Raw genomic sequence first — 14,599 nt, forward strand, 5'->3', positions numbered from 1 at the left:
TGGGAGGATAAAGATGGAATACGTAAATGATATAAATATAATAGAAGCTGTTATACATATATTAGACAGTAACAGTGATGAACCTATATTAAATGAGTATAAATTAGAGTTAACAGATGAAATTTATAAGTTTATATATAAACATGTAGAAAAGGGGTTAAAAAGTGAAGATTTAAAGTATGCTGTTTTTAATCCAGAAAGACATATAGTTAAGGAGGTTTCTCAAGATTTTTTAAATGGAGTTAATAATGATATAGTGGAAGTTTCTAAGGAACTAGCAAGACAGATGTTTTATATTATGAAGGCAAATATAAATATTCCAAGCTGTGATTTGCTTACAGTATCAATATCTACAGATCAAGGACCTATGCTTGGGATTTTAAAAATGGATTACATAAAAAACTTTACTCATAAGGTTGATTTTGTCCATGATAAAATAGGAATAGGAATAGTAGAACAGGCAGCAGGACTTCCAGCATCAGGACAAAAAGTTCAAAAGTGTGCATTTATAAAACCTATAAGAGAAGAGCAAAAGGTTAATCTTATGGTAATAGATAAGAAAAAGAAATCTTCAGAAGAGGATGAGTTATCTTTAAATTACTTTGTAGATAACTATTTAGGATGCACAGTTTTTCAAAATGAAAGAGATATGACAAAAACTTTTGTAAAGGCAACAGAAGAGTGGACTAGAAATAATATTATTGAAGATGCAGAAAAAGCTGAAGGTATAAGAAGTAAAATAAAGAATAAGCTTAAAGAAGAGGAAATTATAAATATAGAAGAATTATCGCGTGAGTTATTTAATGAAGAAGAGCCTATACTAAAGGATGGTTTTACAACCTTTGTGAGAGGTCATGGATTAGAGAATGATGTTGAAGTTGATAAACTTTGGATTGAAAAAAAGATGAAAAGAACTAGACTTAAAATAGATAAGGAAATAGACTTATATATTGATGATGAAGCTTATCATGATGACTCTAAATTTGAAATTGTGAGAAATGGTGATGGAAGCATAAATATGGTTATAAAAAATATTAAAAATTATATAGAGAAATAAAAAAAGAGATTAGAAAATCTAATCTCTCTTTTATTATTTAAAACTATTAAGCTCTGTTTACTGAACCGAATAATTCCATTTTTTCTTTAACTGTAGCTTTTATAGCTTCGAATCCAGGATTTAATAATTTTCTTGGGTCAAATCCTTTTCCTTCTAAGTCTTTTCCAGCTTCTATATATTTACGAGTAGCTTCAGCAAATGATAATTGACACTCAGTGTTAACATTTATTTTTGATACTCCTAATGATATAGCTTCTGCGATCATATCTGAAGGGATTCCAGTACCACCGTGTAATACTAAAGGCATATCTCCAGTAGCAGCTTTGATGTTAGCTAAAGCTTCGAAGTTTAATCCAGCCCAGTTTGCAGGGTATTTTCCGTGAATGTTTCCGATACCAGCAGCTAACATAGTAACTCCTAATTCAGCGATTTGTTTACATTCAGCAGGATCAGCGATTTCACCAGCTCCAACAACACCGTCTTCTTCTCCACCGATTGATCCAACTTCAGCTTCAACTGATACGTTTTTAGCAGCAGCTAAGTTGATTATTTCTTTAGTTTTAACTATGTTTTCTTCGATTGAGTAGTGTGATCCATCGAACATTACTGATGAGAATCCAGCATCCATAGCATCTATAGCTCCTTGGTAGCTACCGTGATCTAAGTGTAATGCTACAGGAACAGTTATTTTTAATTCCTCTAACATTCCGTTAACCATTCCAACTATTGTTTTGAATCCACACATGTATTTAGCAGCACCTTCTGATACTCCTAATATAACTGGTGAGTTATTTTCTTGAGCAGTTAATAATATAGCTTTTGTCCATTCTAAGTTGTTTATGTTGAATTGACCAACAGCGTATTTTCCTTCTCTTGCTTTATTTAACATTTCTTTTGCGTTAACTAATGCCATTTTGTTTACCACCTTTCAAAATCTTTCATTAACTTTTATTAGATTTATATATAGGGACAAAAAAAGTCCATGCGGGACTTGCCCCTTTCAATAACATTATAAACTAAAATCATTATAAATTCCACAAGAAAATATATTTTTTAGGTTGGAATTTAAAATATTACCTATATTAACCTTCTGAATATCCTTTATATGCTTTGTATAGCTCTTGATTATATGTACTGAGGATAAACTATTGGAAACATCTTCAGCCTTTATATATTGAGTTAGACTAAGTATTTCTTTACTTAAATTATCTAATTGTTCATGATTTATGTAAAGAGATAAAGAAACATAATTTTCTTCCAAGAGATTACTTAAGTTTAAAGATTCTTCATAAGCTTTCTTCCAATCCTCTTTGCTTAAGGAATTTTCTATTTTGTTACTATAATCATTTACCATATCACATACATTTATTAGTTTATTATTAAAAAATAAAACAGAACCAAGGAGTAAAAAAAATATTACTGATGAAATTATAGTATTTTTCATAGTATGATGTCCTCCTTATCTTTCTGATTTTTTCTTTGAATAAATAATTTACCATTAGAATCCATCATAACTAGGAATAATTTATCTTTGGGTGGATAATTAAGGGATTTTAATTTTTCATCTAGCCATTTTTCATCTTTGTTCATTCCTTGAAGAGCTTTTTTATTTAAACGTCCACCTTCAAATAAAACAACTGGAATTTTTGATTCGCTTTCTTTTATTTTTAAATCTTTTCTCTTAACAGTATCACAAGCACTTTTAGGAATAATTGATATAGTTCCATTAGTTTCTATAATTGCATATTGAATATCGCTTATATCTAAATAACCAGCGCTCCGTAATTCTTCTAATATATCATTCATTGTTAGCCTTTGTTTTTTCATCATTTCTAGGTTGATTTCTCCATCACTTATTATTATGGAAGGAGTACCATCTAGAAGCTTTTCAAATAAACGGCTATGTTGTTGGATTTCAGATATTATTATTTTTACAAATAAAAGTGTAATTATAGGTACTATTCCTAAAAGAAGAGGAAGACGAGTATCCTGCATTGGTAAAGACGCTAAATCAGATAGCATTAAGGTTATTACAAGCTCGTAAGGTTGCAATTCCCCAATTTGACGTTTACCCATAAGTCTAATACTTATAATTACAATAAAATAAAGTATTGCTGTTCTTATAAAAGTTATTAGCATAAAAAAATACCTCCTCTAATAAAATAGGGTAACAAATTTAAAGGGGATTTATACAAAAATAGATAATTTTTTTGAAGTTTTAAGTGTATAATAACAATAAGGCGGCTTATAAGTAGAGAGGAATGGTGTTTATGAAAAGCTTTAGGGTTATTGTAAATGGGGAAAGTTTACTTTTCAATGAGGGAGAAAAATATTCAGCAATTTTAAAAAAGGACTATATAAATGAAAAAATACCTATTACTTTGGTTAAACAGAGGAATAAGTATTATGAATTTACTGATTTAATAAATAATGATGGGGATATAGAACTTGTAAATATAAGTGACCCACATGGGAAAATAGCTTATAGTAGAACTTTACAGTTTGTATTTATAAAAGCAACTTTAGACTTGTTTAAGGATGCTAGAATAAATATAGAGCATTCTATAAGTAAGGGAACTTTTGGGGAAATTCATAAAGAAAAGGCCTTAGATGGAGAGGATATCTTAAAAATAAAGAGAAAAATGCAAGAGATAATAGATAATAATATTATAATAGAAAAAATAAAAATGCCTAAAAAAGAGGCTATTGATATATTTAAATCTTATAAGATGCAGGATAAGGTTGATTTATTAAATTGGGTTCAAGAAGAGTATGTAAACTTATATAAATTAGAAGATAGGTATGATTATTTTTATGGAGATATGGCATACTCTACAGGAGTTTTAAAATATTTTGATTTGTTATATTATAATCCAGGGTTTATACTTATGGTACCAAGCCATAAGGATCCAACAGTTGTACCTGTATTTAAGGAACAAAAAAAGTTGTTTAATGTATTTAGAGAAAATGAAACATGGTTAAATATATTAGGAACTCCAGACGTAGGTTCTTTAGATTATAAGTTAGAGGGAGAAGAATCCTCCGACATAATAAGGGTTTCTGAGGCTTTACATGAGAAAAAAATAGCACAAATTGCAGATATGATAAGTGAGAGAAAAGAAGTCAAAATTGTTTTAGTAGCAGGGCCTTCATCTTCAGGTAAAACAACATTTTCAAAAAGACTTTCTATACAGCTTAGAGTTAATGGCTATATACCAATAGCTATATCCTTAGATGATTATTTTATAAATAGAATTCATACTCCTTTAGATGAAGAAGGAAAACCTGATTTTGAATCTATAAATGCCTTAGATTTAGAATTATTTAATAAGAATCTTTATGATATTTTAGAAGGGGAAGAAGTAGAAATACCTTCTTATAATTTTAAAATAGGAGAAAGAGAATGGTTAGGCAATAAGATTAAACTTCCTGATAATGGAGTACTTGTTATAGAGGGAATACATGGATTAAATCCAAAACTTACAGAAAAAATTAATTCAAAGAATAAGTTTAAGGTTTATATTTCTGCTTTAACACAATTAAATTTAGATAATCACAATAGAATTCCAACTACAGATGTAAGAAAAATAAGACGTATAGTTAGAGATTCTTTATCAAGAGGGTATGGAGCAGAGCAAACTTTAGAAATGTGGAGTTCTATAAAAAGAGGAGAGGAAAAGAATATATTTGTTTATCAGGAAGAAGCAGATGTTATGTTTAACTCAACTTTAGTTTATGAATTAGCAGCGTTAAAGGAATATGCCTTAAGAGAATTAGAAAAAGTAGATAAAAACAGCAGTGTTTATTATGAAGCTAAAAGAATAATAAATACATTAAAGTTTTTTGTGGAAGTTAAGCCAGAGAAAGTACCGGAAAATTCGATTTTAAGAGAATTTATAGGTGGAAGTTGCTTCTATAAGTATTAATTAAATTAAAATTAAAAATATAGTAAGGAATTTATTATCTTTAATACTTAAAATATATTAAAAATTAAGTAGGGATTAATACAATTTATAAAGATTAGTTTTAAGATATTTTAATAATAAAAGTATATTAAAATAAATGAGATGTATCAAAATAAAGTGTAAGCTTTATTAATGATACATCTCTATTTTATTTAGCTATTAAGTGAATTTGTAAATCTCTTGAAACCTTCTAAGCCTTCTTCATTTAATTTAAACACACCACAGTGCTCTAAAACAGATACGAATTTGTTTGATAATTCTTTATTTACAAAGTCATTTAAATCTGTTGATGATTTTAAATAATCAAATTTCTTCTTTAATTCAAGGGCCCATGGTCTGTGATATTCTTCAATATTATCTAAAGAAATTTCATCCCTTAAGTATTCCTTTATTTTTTCAAGCTCTTTTAAAAGTCTTCCAGGTAAAACAGCAAGTCCCATAACTTCTATTAGGCCTATGTTTTCCTTTTTAATATGATGAACTTCTTCATGAGGATGGAATATTCCAAGAGGATGCTCTTTAGAAGTTCTGTTATTTCTAAGAGATAAATCAACTACGAATTTTCCATCTTCTTTTCTTACCATAGGAGTTATTGTATTATGCATTTCACTATTAGAATAAGCTAATATATCTAAAGTTTCATCTGAATAATCTCTCCATTTTTTTAGTATTAAATCAGAAGCTAATACTAGAGAATCTATATTTTTTCCTCTTAATCTTATAGTAGAAATTGGCCATTTAATAGCTTCACATTCCACATCTTCAAAGCCCTCTATAGAGAAATCAAATAGTTTCTTAGCATCATTCATAGGGAATCTATGATTTCCTCCTTGATAATGTTCATGGGAAAGAATAGAACCTCCAACTATAGGTAAATCAGCATTTGAACCAGCAAAGTAATGAGGGAATTTATCCACAAAACTTAATAAATTTTTAAATGTTGAAATATCTATTTTCATTGGAACATGATCCTCTGAAAGTATTATGCAGTGTTCATTATAATAAAGATAAGGGGAGTATTGAAGCATCCAAGTTCTATCATTAAGATTTAATCTTATCATTCTATGATTAGCTCTATCAGGATGAGTTACTGTTCCCTCATATCCTTCATTTTCTATACATAATAAACATTTTGGATAATTACTTTTAACAGAATTTCTTGCTAAAGCTATTTCTTTAGGGTCTTTTTCAGGTTTTGATAAGTTTATTGTAATATCCATAGTACCATATTTAGATGGTGCCTTAAAATTTATATTTTTAGCTATTCTATCAGTTCTTATATAGTTTGAACTTTTACTTAAAGAATAGAAATAATCTGTACTTTCCTTAGGTGAAATAGCATATCTTTTATAAAATTCCTTGTTTATTAAAGATGGTGTAGGTAAAAATATATTCATTATATCACTAGAAAATATGTCTTTTGAATATAAAGCATCTTCTATGATTTTCTTTTCTATAGCTATATTTATTAGTTCATTTAATGTTTCATGAAAAGAAAGCGTAAGCTTCTCTTCACATGGAGTATAACTATTTTCATTAAATAGACTAAGAAGTCTATTTCTAGTATATACAGTGTCCATGTCTTCTATGAGATTATTATTTATTGATATCTCTATTAATCTATCTATTAAAGCATTTAAATTATACATGAAAAATCCCCCCTTAATTAAATTGAAGAGGGCATGTATCAAAATAGGTTTTTATAAAACTTACAAACATATTCCGAGAATTACTAGATTTCGCTAAGAATTTATAATCATTACTTCGAAAATATCACTAAAGCTTCGAAACTTGCTACGCTTCGAACAGTCTGAGCTTTTTAACGTGATATTTTCTACGTAATAATTTAAATTCTAAAGCTCATCTAGATATTCTCTTCATACTGTTTGTAAGTTTTATTATTATATTTTGATACAGCCCAAAGGTTTTATTTTAAAGTTCAGTAGGACCATTACCTATAGAAGCAACATAGAATGATGCTTCATATCCTATAGCATCCTTATAAGCTTGTCCAACATTTTTAATAAATTCATCAACATGAGCATTATTAACTATTGCTATGGCACATCCACCAAAGCCAGCCCCAGTCATACGAGCACCTAAAACTCCAGGTTGTTTCCAAGCGTTTTCAGCTAAAGTATCTAATTCTTTACCAGTAACTTCATAATCATCTCTTAGGGAAATATGAGACTGATTCATAAGTTGTCCAAATAATTCAAGATTATTTTCTTTTAAAGCTTTTACAGCATCTTTTACTCTTTCATTTTCAGAAATAGCATGTACACATCTACGTAATTTATTAGAATCTTCTATTTTATCTTTATATGTTTCAAATTCTAAGGAAGTTAGTTCACAAAGAGAAGAAATATTAGTATATTTCTTTAAAGTGTCTAAAGAATCATCACATTCTTTTCTTCTTTCATTATATTTAGAATCTGCAAGTTCACGTCTCTTATTAGTGTTCATTATAATTATTGAATTATCTCCTAAGTTTAAAGGAACATATTCATAATATAAGCTATTACAATCAAGTAAAATTGCCTTATCCTTTTCTCCTAGGGAAATAGCAAATTGATCCATTATACCGCTATTAACACCTATATAAGTATTTTCTACCTCTTTACCTATTAGTGCAGCATCTACTTTTGAAATGTTAAGAGAAAAGAAAGTATCTAAAATTTTTACTATTAACATTTCTAAAGATGCTGAAGAAGAAAGACCAGCTCCGTTTGGAAGATTTCCATTTATAACTAAGTCAATACCTTTATCTATTTTATATCCTTTTTCTATAAGTACCTTTAGTACTCCTTTAAGATAGTTTGTCCAATTGTCATCTTTTTTATAAGATAAATCATCTAAAGAAAACTCTATTACTCCAAGAGATTCAAAGTTAAGAGAGTAAGCTCTACAAATTCTATCATCTCTTAAGCTTGCTGCTGCAAAAGTTCCAAGAGTTATTGGGCAAGGAAATACGAATCCCCCATTGTAGTCAATATGTTCACCTATAAGATTTATTCTTCCTGGTGAGAAAAATAATGAAGTAGGTTCTTTGCCAAAATTATTAATAAAAGTTGATTTAAGTGTATTTAATTCCATGATATACCTCCGAATAGAAAATCTGTAACTTAATTATACGATTACAAAAAATAAAAATCAATTGTTTTACTAAAAATTTTACTAATTTTTTGTTAAGTTATTTTTAAATATAGAATTTTTGATAAAATTCTTAAAACTAGCATGTTTAATAGAGTAAAGATTATTGAAAAACTTATATTAAGTTGTTAAAATCAAATTATAGATATGAGAGGGAGAGTGAATAATTTGGTTATAGAAAGTAAAATTAATGATGAAATAAGTAAAATAGTATTAAAAAATAATAAAGTATCTGTGGAAATATTAAACTTAGGTGCTATTGTAGAAAAAATAAATGTAGAGGATAGATATGGAAATAAAGAAAATATAGTTCTTGCATATAAGGATGAGGAAAGCTATATTGAAAATCCTTCAAGTTTAGGTGCTGTAGTAGGAAGAGTAGCAGGTAGAATAGGGAAGGGTTCATTTAAATTAAATGATAAGATTTATGATTTAGATAAAAATAATAATGGAAACTGCCTTCATGGAGGATATGAAGGTTTTAGTAAAAAAATCTGGGATTACTCATATAGTGAAGATGAAGAAAAATCTACAGCAACATTTACTTGCTTTAGTAAGGATGGAGAAGGGGGATTCCCAGGAAATTTAAAGGTTCAGGTTACTTATTCTCTTGAAGGAGACAAGCTTTCCATAGAATATAGAGCTTATTCAGATAAAGATACAGTAGTAAATTTAACTAATCATTCATATTTTAATTTATCAGGAAATAATAAAAGAAATGTATTAGAACAAAAACTTTATATAGATTCAGATAAAATATGTGAATTAGATAAAAACTTAATTCCAACAGGAGGGTTTTTAAGTGTAGAAAAAACACCTTTTGACTTTAGGGAGTCAAAAAAAATAGGTGAGGATATAAATAAAAATAACTTGCAATTAGAAATTGGATCAGGATATGATCATCCATGGGTTTTAAATAAGAAGGGTGATTTTGATGCAATCTTAGTAGATGAAGAATCAGGAAGAATTATGAAGGTTAAGACAGATCAAAAGGCAGTAGTATGTTATTCAATGAATTTTCCAGATAAATTACCTTTAGAAAATGGTAAAGTAGCTAAAAAGCATGATGGAATATGTTTTGAAACACAAAACTTACCAGTAGGATATGATGATTGCTTCTTAGATGGAATAATACTTAAAAAGGATGAAGAGTATTATCAAAAAACAACTTTTAAATTTGAGTGTATATAAAAACTTTTTATAAAACTTACAAACATATTCTGAGAATTACTAGATTTCGCTAAGAATTTATAATTATTACTCCGAAGATATTACTAAAGCTTCAAAACTTGCTTCGCTTCGAACAGTTTCAGCTTCTTAACGTAATATCTTCTCCGTAATAATTTAAATTCTAAAGCTCATCTAGATATTCTCTTCATACTGTTTGTAAGTTTTAATTTGTTATGTTTTGATATATCTCCATTTTTATTAGTTCTTTTTCATGTATTTTCTCATATCAAGAGCTACAGCTAGAACTATAATTAAACCTTTTATAACGAATTGTAAATAAGGGCTAACACCTATGAAAGCTAGACCATAGTTTATAACTTGGAATATTAAAACACCAGTTACTATTCCAGGAACAGTACCAACACCACCAGCAGTGGAAACTCCACCAACAACACAGGAAGCTATGGCATCTAGTTCATACATTTCACCAGTACTAGCAGTAGCACTACCAACACGACCAGCTTCTAGGGTACCTGCAAAGCCATAAAGAACTCCAGCTAACATATAAACTAATAAAAGTGTTCTCACAACATTTACACCTGAAACCACAGCTGCTTCTCTGTTACCACCTATGGCATAAAGATTTTTACCAAATTTAGTTTTATTCCATAAAGTCCAAATTACAGCTATTACAATAATTGCATATATAACTAAATAAGGTATTTTTATATTTCCGTATATAGGAATAGATCCAAGTGTAAAATTACTAAAGGATTGGCTAAGACCACCTATTGGCATAGCTCCATATGGAGGTCTATCAAAGTATATTGAGTTAAGTCCATATATTCCTGTCATCATTCCTAGAGTAGCTATAAATGGAGGAACATTAAATTTAGAAACAACTAATCCATTTACAAGACCAACTATTCCACAAACAGCCATTGCTATTAAAATTGGGATGAATATAGGTAATTCAGGTAAATTAGGATACATTTTATATGCATAATCTCCAGCTTGAAGTAAAGAAGCTGATACTACGGCAGCAAGTCCAACTGTTCTACCAGCAGAAAGGTCAGTACCTTCAGTTAAAAGTATTCCTCCAACTCCAAGAGCTATTATTATACGAGAAGAGGATTGGCTTAATATATTAATAAAGTTTTTTAATGATAAAAAATCTGGTGAAATAATACAAATTCCTATTAATAAGGCCACTAAAACTATATAAATAGCATTATTCATTAACCATTGGCTATTTAAATTAAACTTTTTCTTTGATTTGGTTTGCATTGTTAACTCCTCCTGTTACTGATAGATATTTTGCAGATAGATGCATAATTTCCTCTTGGGTAGTCTCATTAGCATTAACTATGCCAGAAACCCTACCATTACTCATGACTAGTATTCTGTCACATACACCTAAAAGTTCAGGCATTTCAGAAGAAACCATAATTATTCCTTTGTCTTCTTTGGCAAGTTCATTTATAAGTTGGTATATTTCGAATTTAGCACCAACATCTATACCTCTAGTAGGCTCATCTAGAAGTAGTATTTCAGGTTTTCTAAGAAGCCATTTTCCAATTACTATCTTTTGTTGATTACCACCAGAGAGGCTACCGATTAGAGTTTTTTGACTTGGAGTTTTTACTTTCATTGAATCTATAACCCATTGAGTATCTTTAGAGATTCTTCCATTTGCTAAAAGACCGGTTGATGTTTTATAACTATCTATATTAGCTATTATAGAATTAAAATCTATAGGTAATTTTCCAAAGATTCCAGTTTGTCTTCTTTCTTCAGTAACAAGGGCAAAACCATTTTGCATAGCCTTAAAAGGCTTACTGTTATCAACTTTTTTGCCATGTAAAATAATATCCCCAGAGCCCTTTTCTCTAAGGCCAAATAAGGTTTCTAAGGTCTCAGTTCTTTTAGCACCAACAAGACCTGCAATTCCTAAAATTTCTCCCTTTCTAAGTTTAAAGGAAACATTCTTTAATTCATTTTTTGCATCACTAAGATTATTTACTTCTAAAATAGTTTCTTTAGGAATATGATCCTTTTTAGGGAATCTATCAGTAAGTTCACGTCCAACCATAAGTTTTATTATTAAATCCATAGTAAGATCTGAAGCTTTTTCAGTAGCAATCCATTTACCATCTCTCATTATGGTAACTTCATCAGAGATCTCTAAGATTTCTTCCATCTTATGAGAGATATAAATTATACTTATTCCTTGCTTTCTAAGTTTATTTATTATTTTAAATAGGTGACTTACTTCTTTTTCTGTTAAAGAGGAAGTAGGCTCGTCCATTACTATTATTTTAGAGTTATACGAAACAGCCTTTGCTATTTCAACCATTTGCATTTGAGAAACAGATAGGGTAGAAACCTTATCACGAGGATTAACATTTATATCTAGATCCTTAAAGATTTTTTCTGTTTCATCATACATTTTCTTTTCATCTATAAAAAGCCCTTTTTTAGGATATCTACCAAGCCAAAGATTATCCATAACATTTCTTTCTCTAACTTGATTTAACTCTTGGTGAACCATAGATACACCATTATCTAGGGCATGTTTTGAATTTTTAAATTGTACCTTTTGGCCAGAAATAAAAATTTCTCCTGAATTAGGGTGATATATACCAAATAGACATTTCATTAAGGTTGATTTACCAGCACCATTTTCTCCCATTAAAGCATGTACAGAACCTTTTTTTACTTTTAAGGTTACATTATCTAAGGCTTTAACCCCTGGGAATTCTTTAGAGATATTTCGCATTTCTAACAGGTTTGAAGAGTCTTTCATCTTTTTTTACCTCCTGTTTTATTAAGGGCATATATCAAAATTAATTTTGATATAGCCCCTTTATTTTTTATAAATTATTTATATGAATCTTCAGCAACGCTGATATTGTCCTTAGTTATTCCTACATATGGAACACGAATTGATTTTTTATCATCAAGTTTCCAGCTAGTTCCATCAGCTATATCTTTTCCATTTACTAAATTCATACAAGAATCCACTAGAGCTTGAGCTTGGTTCTTGGCATCATTTAATACTGTACCAGCCATTTTACCAGCTTTTATTTTATCTAAAGCTTCTGGAATAGCGTCAACACCATATATTGGAACAAATTTTTCAGGAGTTCCATCTAAATAGCCTGCTTTTTCAAGAGAAGAAATAGCGCCTAAAGCCATTCCATCATTATTACAAATTACCATTTCTATATTGTCACCATTTTTAGCAATCCAAGCATCCATTTTTTCAGTAGCCTTAGTTGAGTCCCACATAGCTGTATCCATTGCTAACTCTTCAGTTTCTATACCTGCCTTGTTTATTGTTTCAATAGAATATTTTGTACGAGCTTCTGCATCAGGGTGACCAGGTTCTCCTTTAAGCATTACATATTGTATTTTTCCATCACCATTTTTGTCCCAAGTAGGATTAGCTTTCCAACCTTCTGCCATTACTTCCCCTTGGATTATTCCTGATTCTTCAGAAGTTGTACCAACATACCAAACCTTATCGTAGCTTTGCATAACAGCTTCGTCTGGTTCCTTATTGAAGAATACTACTGGTAAGTTGTCTGCCTTAGCTTTATCTACTACAGTAGGAGCAGATTTAGGGTCAACTAAGTTTATTGCAAGAATATCAACACCCTTAGCTATCATAGTGTCTACTTGTTCTATTTGCTTAGATTGATTATTTTGAGAGTCATTCATTAATAACTCGGCTTTTCCATTACAAAGTTTTTCTATATTTCTACGTTGGTATGACATGAAGTTATCTTCAAAACTATAAATTGTAGCTCCTATCTTAGGTGAATCGTTTTCTTTTGGTGTATCACCAGATGATCCAGTAGAGCCTGAACCTCCACCACAACCAACTAAAGTACCCATAGTTAAAGCTGAAATTAAAATTAGTGCTAAACCTTTCTTTTTCATAATAAGTCCTCCCTATTTTACCTTAAAACTTTATTGTAATTTTAAGTAAATTATAACATAAAATGGAAATAAAACAAGGGAAATTTGTTAAAAAATAATAAAGAAAGTATTATTTTATATTTGTTTAGTTAAATTTTATATATTATACAAAGAAAAGGTTAGAAAATTTTAGTAAAAAAATATATAATATAAAATAAGAAAAGTAAGGAGTGATTATGTGGCTACTATTAAAGATATTGCAAAGGGTGCTGGAGTTTCAATAGCTACTGTATCTAGAGTTTTAAATTTAGATGAAACGCTTAACGTATCTGAAGAAACAAGAAAAAAAGTAATGGAAATAGCTGAAGAGTTAAATTATGTACCAGTAAAAGAAAGAAAAAATAAAATAAAAAATTACACCATAGGAATAGTTTATTGGTACACAGAAATACAGGAATTAAACGATCCATATTTTCTTTCAATAAGAATGGCTGTTGAGAAAAAGTGTAATGAAGAAAAAATTAAATTTAAACCAATAGATTTTCAAAAGATAATTAATGAAGGAACAAGAGAATATAGGGATTTAGATGGAATATTGGCTATTGGAATATTTGAAGAAGAAGAGATAAGCTTAATGGAAAAGTTATCAAAGAACATAATTTTTGTAGATTCTTCTCCAGAAGAGTGGAAATACGATTCAGTGGTAGTAGATTTTAAGTATGGAGTAAATATTTGTTTAGATTATTTAACATCCTTAGGCCATAAAGATATTGGATATTTAGGTGGTGAATCAATTCCCCATAATGGCAATGAGTCCATAAGAAAGGTAAATTACAGAGAGAAAACCTTTAAAGAATATATGGAGAAAATGGGTAACTATAAAGAAAAGTGGGTTCTAAAGGGAAGATTTTTACCAGAGCATGGTTATGAACTTATGAAGAAGGTATTAAAAGAGAAGGACCTTCCTACAGCATTTTTTATAGCTAGTGATCCTATGGCCATAGGAGCTTACAAAGCAATATTTGAAGAAGGATTAAGAATACCAGAGGATATAAGTATATTAGGTTTTGATGATATATGTACTGCTAAATTTTTAACACCTTCCTTGACAACAATAAAAGTTTTTACAGATCATATGGGAAGTATTGCCGTTGAGACACTTTTAGAGAGAATGAGAACAGGAAGAGAAATAGCTAAGAAAATAGTTTTACCTGTAAAACTAATAGAAAGAGAAAGTTGTAAAAGACTTTAAAGATAAATTTACTTTTATTTACTAAAAGAGACTACATGAAATTTTTTATGTAGTCTCTTTTAGTTATGGTAAAAATAA

12 protein-coding genes are annotated in these 14,599 nt (G+C 29.3%); 4 read left to right on the forward strand and 8 right to left on the reverse strand.

Going from position 1 to position 14,599, the window contains the following annotated elements; genetic code table 11:
- The first annotated feature begins 13 nt into the window (after positions 1-13).
- Complete coding sequence (locus QP548_RS04240; RefSeq protein ID WP_061428305.1) at positions 14-1,057, forward strand: nucleoid-associated protein; 1,044 nt, start codon at positions 14-16, stop codon at positions 1,055-1,057.
- Positions 1,058-1,103: 46 nt separating this feature from the next.
- Here QP548_RS04240 and fba read toward each other — a convergent pair whose 3' ends face one another.
- From fba to QP548_RS04255, 3 genes are all read right to left on the reverse strand, one after another.
- Positions 1,104-1,970, reverse strand: coding sequence for a class II fructose-1,6-bisphosphate aldolase (gene fba, locus QP548_RS04245; protein WP_003449129.1), 867 nt, complete (start codon positions 1,968-1,970; stop codon positions 1,104-1,106).
- A 96-nt stretch (positions 1,971-2,066) separates the two neighbouring features.
- Positions 2,067-2,501 carry a DUF4363 family protein gene (locus tag QP548_RS04250; protein WP_061428303.1) on the reverse strand — a complete coding sequence of 145 codons (435 nt, stop codon included), beginning with the start codon at positions 2,499-2,501 and terminating at the stop codon, positions 2,067-2,069.
- Positions 2,498-3,196 carry a DUF421 domain-containing protein gene (locus QP548_RS04255; RefSeq protein WP_061428301.1) on the reverse strand — a complete coding sequence of 233 codons (699 nt, stop codon included), beginning with the start codon at positions 3,194-3,196 and terminating at the stop codon, positions 2,498-2,500. The genes QP548_RS04250 and QP548_RS04255 overlap by 4 nt, the downstream gene beginning before the upstream one ends.
- Positions 3,197-3,327: 131 nt before the next feature.
- On the opposite strand from QP548_RS04255, the gene QP548_RS04260 reads away from it, so the two are divergent.
- Positions 3,328-4,983, forward strand: a complete 1,656-nt coding sequence (locus QP548_RS04260) for a nucleoside kinase (protein WP_061428299.1) — start codon at positions 3,328-3,330, stop codon at positions 4,981-4,983.
- Between the two features lie 191 nt (positions 4,984-5,174).
- Here QP548_RS04260 and galT read toward each other — a convergent pair whose 3' ends face one another.
- Together galT and QP548_RS04270 are read right to left on the reverse strand one after the other, a co-directional pair.
- Positions 5,175-6,671, reverse strand: coding sequence for a UDP-glucose--hexose-1-phosphate uridylyltransferase (gene galT / locus QP548_RS04265; protein ID WP_061428297.1), 1,497 nt, complete (start codon positions 6,669-6,671; stop codon positions 5,175-5,177).
- Between the two features lie 283 nt (positions 6,672-6,954).
- Positions 6,955-8,118 carry a galactokinase gene (locus QP548_RS04270; protein WP_061428294.1) on the reverse strand — a complete coding sequence of 388 codons (1,164 nt, stop codon included), beginning with the start codon at positions 8,116-8,118 and terminating at the stop codon, positions 6,955-6,957.
- Positions 8,119-8,343: 225 nt separating this feature from the next.
- Between QP548_RS04270 and QP548_RS04275 the strand changes: the two genes are divergently transcribed.
- Entirely contained in the window at positions 8,344-9,366 is a 1,023-nt protein-coding gene (locus tag QP548_RS04275) for an aldose epimerase family protein (RefSeq protein ID WP_061428292.1), read from the forward strand.
- Positions 9,367-9,603: 237 nt separating this feature from the next.
- On the opposite strand, the gene mglC is transcribed toward QP548_RS04275, so the two are convergent.
- The 3 genes from mglC to mglB all read right to left on the reverse strand — a co-directional run bounded on the left by mglC (position 9,604) and on the right by mglB (position 13,290).
- Positions 9,604-10,632, reverse strand: a complete 1,029-nt coding sequence (gene mglC, locus QP548_RS04280) for a galactose/methyl galactoside ABC transporter permease MglC (RefSeq protein ID WP_003449090.1) — start codon at positions 10,630-10,632, stop codon at positions 9,604-9,606.
- Complete coding sequence (gene mglA, locus QP548_RS04285) at positions 10,604-12,151, reverse strand: galactose/methyl galactoside ABC transporter ATP-binding protein MglA (RefSeq protein WP_003449162.1); 1,548 nt, start codon at positions 12,149-12,151, stop codon at positions 10,604-10,606. Before mglA ends, mglC begins: the two co-directional genes overlap by 29 nt.
- Positions 12,152-12,225: 74 nt before the next feature.
- Positions 12,226-13,290 (reverse strand): galactose/glucose ABC transporter substrate-binding protein MglB, encoded by a 1,065-nt coding sequence (gene mglB / locus QP548_RS04290; protein WP_061428290.1) that lies wholly within the window; start codon positions 13,288-13,290, stop codon positions 12,226-12,228.
- A 217-nt stretch (positions 13,291-13,507) separates the two neighbouring features.
- Between mglB and QP548_RS04295 the strand changes: the two genes are divergently transcribed.
- Complete coding sequence (locus QP548_RS04295; RefSeq protein ID WP_003470312.1) at positions 13,508-14,521, forward strand: substrate-binding domain-containing protein; 1,014 nt, start codon at positions 13,508-13,510, stop codon at positions 14,519-14,521.
- The last annotated feature ends 78 nt before the right edge of the window (positions 14,522-14,599 follow it).

Origin of the sequence: Clostridium sp. UMB9555A (genome assembly GCF_030222355.1) — a bacterium.
Taxonomy (GTDB): domain Bacteria; phylum Bacillota; class Clostridia; order Clostridiales; family Clostridiaceae; genus Sarcina; species Sarcina perfringens.

What these genes read in the sequence shown, in the direction of transcription:
- QP548_RS04240 (WP_061428305.1), top strand. Translation starts at nt 14, where the DNA reads ATGGAATACGTAAATGATATAAATATAATAGAAGCTGTTATACATATA.
- fba (WP_003449129.1), bottom strand. Translation starts at nt 1,970, where the DNA reads ATGGCATTAGTTAACGCAAAAGAAATGTTAAATAAAGCAAGAGAAGGA.
- QP548_RS04250 (WP_061428303.1), bottom strand. Translation starts at nt 2,501, where the DNA reads ATGAAAAATACTATAATTTCATCAGTAATATTTTTTTTACTCCTTGGT.
- QP548_RS04255 (WP_061428301.1), bottom strand. Translation starts at nt 3,196, where the DNA reads ATGCTAATAACTTTTATAAGAACAGCAATACTTTATTTTATTGTAATT.
- QP548_RS04260 (WP_061428299.1), top strand. Translation starts at nt 3,328, where the DNA reads ATGAAAAGCTTTAGGGTTATTGTAAATGGGGAAAGTTTACTTTTCAAT.
- galT (WP_061428297.1), bottom strand. Translation starts at nt 6,671, where the DNA reads ATGTATAATTTAAATGCTTTAATAGATAGATTAATAGAGATATCAATA.
- QP548_RS04270 (WP_061428294.1), bottom strand. Translation starts at nt 8,118, where the DNA reads ATGGAATTAAATACACTTAAATCAACTTTTATTAATAATTTTGGCAAA.
- mglC (WP_003449090.1), bottom strand. Translation starts at nt 10,632, where the DNA reads ATGCAAACCAAATCAAAGAAAAAGTTTAATTTAAATAGCCAATGGTTA.
- mglA (WP_003449162.1), bottom strand. Translation starts at nt 12,151, where the DNA reads ATGAAAGACTCTTCAAACCTGTTAGAAATGCGAAATATCTCTAAAGAA.
- mglB (WP_061428290.1), bottom strand. Translation starts at nt 13,290, where the DNA reads ATGAAAAAGAAAGGTTTAGCACTAATTTTAATTTCAGCTTTAACTATG.